Source organism: Roseisolibacter sp. H3M3-2, assembly GCF_029211165.1.
In the GTDB taxonomy this organism is placed as follows: Bacteria; Gemmatimonadota; Gemmatimonadetes; order Gemmatimonadales; family Gemmatimonadaceae; genus Roseisolibacter.
On record NZ_JARGEK010000610.1, the window covers coordinates 1 to 1669 of the forward strand.

The window sequence follows — 1669 nt, forward strand, 5'->3', positions numbered from 1 at the left end:
GGCGCAGCGGCCGGCGAGCCGCGCGCGGGCGCCGGCGTCCGTCACCACGAGGGTGATCGTGATCGCGACCGGCTCGGGCACCTCGCGGGCGGCGACGGCGGCGGACGCGCGGTACGTCCCGGCGGGGAGCCCGGACGCGTCGACGCACAGCGTGCCGACCGTCGCGAGCTCGTTCGGCGCGACGGCGGACTGGCGCGGCGTCGCGACGAGCCACGCGGCGCCGCGCGCCGAGTCTGCGTAGGCGAGGCGCGTCAGCCGCACGCCGGTGAGCGGCGCGGCGCCGCCGTTGTGCACGGCGAGCGGCTTGGCGGGGGGCGGCGCGTCGCCCCCGGCGACGAACTCGAACCGGCTCGCCGCGACGTGCAGCGGCGTGTCGGCGGCGGCGCGCCCCTGCGCCGCGGCCGTCGTGGCGGTTAACGCGAGGAGCGGGACGAGCGCCGGAAGGCGGCGGGACCGCAGCATGGCACGCACCAGGGTTGAGGGAGCCACACGCTACGCCGCCGCGGTGCGGCGGGCGTGGTGCGGTGACCCATCGCCCCGGGTCGGTCAGCGCCCGGTCGCCGCGATCGTGCGCGGGTGCTCCGCCGCCGCCGTCGCGCTGGCGCGCGGCGCGGGCGCCGCGAGCGGCAGCTCGACGAGGAATCGCGTGCCGCCGCCCGGCGCGTCGGCCACCGCGCGGCGCCCGCCGTGCTCCGAGACGAGCTGCCGCACGACGCTCAGCCCGAGCCCCGTGCCCGCCGGCGCGCTTCCGCCCTCGGCGAGGCGCACGAACGGCTTCCAGATGCGTTCGCGGTCGGCGGGCGGCACCCCCGGCCCCTCGTCGTCGACGCTCAGGCGCAGCACGCCGGCCGCGCCGGGCGCGCGCGCGGGCTCCACGTCGACGGTGACCGTCACGGTCTGGCCGTCGGGGCCGAACTTCAGCGCGTTCTCGAGGAAGTTGATGACGATCTGCCGCACGGCGGCCGCGTCGACCCAGCCGCCGGCGCCGCCCGCCGGGCCGTCTGCCGCCGAGCCGGCGACCACGATGCGCGCCGACCGCGCCTGCGCCTGCGCCTCGACGAGCCCCACCGCGTCGCGGACGACCGCGCCGACGTCCGTCCACTGCGGCGCCGCGCGGATGCCGCGCCGCTCGCCGCGCGCGTGCAGCAGCACGTTCTCCGTCAGCACGCTCAGGCGCCGCCCCTCGCGGTGGATCGCGCGCAGCCAGCGCTGCGCCTGCTCCGGCGACTCCGCGCGGCCGAGCAGCAGCGTCTCGCTCAGCGCGTTGACGTGGGCGAGCGGCGTGCGCAGCTCGTGCGAGACGGCGGCGACGAACGTCCGGCGCGCCTCGGCGAGCCGGTACTGCCGCCGCAGCCCGAGCGCCGCGGCCGCGGCGAACCCGAGGCCGAGCAGCAGCACGCCGCCCAGCATCGCGCGCTCGCTGCGCGAGGGCATCGCGGCCGCCACGGCGCGACCGCCCACAGGCTCCGACACGGCCACCTCCACCGTGAACCCGCCGTCGGGGCCGTCCACGGCGTGCGCGGCGGCGAAGCGCGAGCGCCAGACCGCGTCGTCCGACGCGGCCGGGGAGACCGGGTCCCGCAGCCCGTTCGCGTGCCGCAGGCGCACGGCGAGCGCCGCCCGCGCCGCGCGCGCGCCGCCGCCGCCGCGCCGGTCGGCGCCGTCCGGG

The 1669-nt window shown here is 80.3% G+C and carries 1 protein-coding gene and 1 pseudogene; both read right to left on the minus strand.

The annotated features are described in order from the left end of the window. A pseudogene (locus PYV61_RS25060) lies at nucleotides 1-462 on the minus strand (hypothetical protein); the annotation flags it as partial. Nucleotides 463-546: 84 nt separating this feature from the next. After that, nucleotides 547-1669, minus strand: a 1123-nt coding sequence (locus PYV61_RS25065; protein WP_275836611.1) for a HAMP domain-containing sensor histidine kinase, incomplete at its 5' end; no start/stop codon positions are given.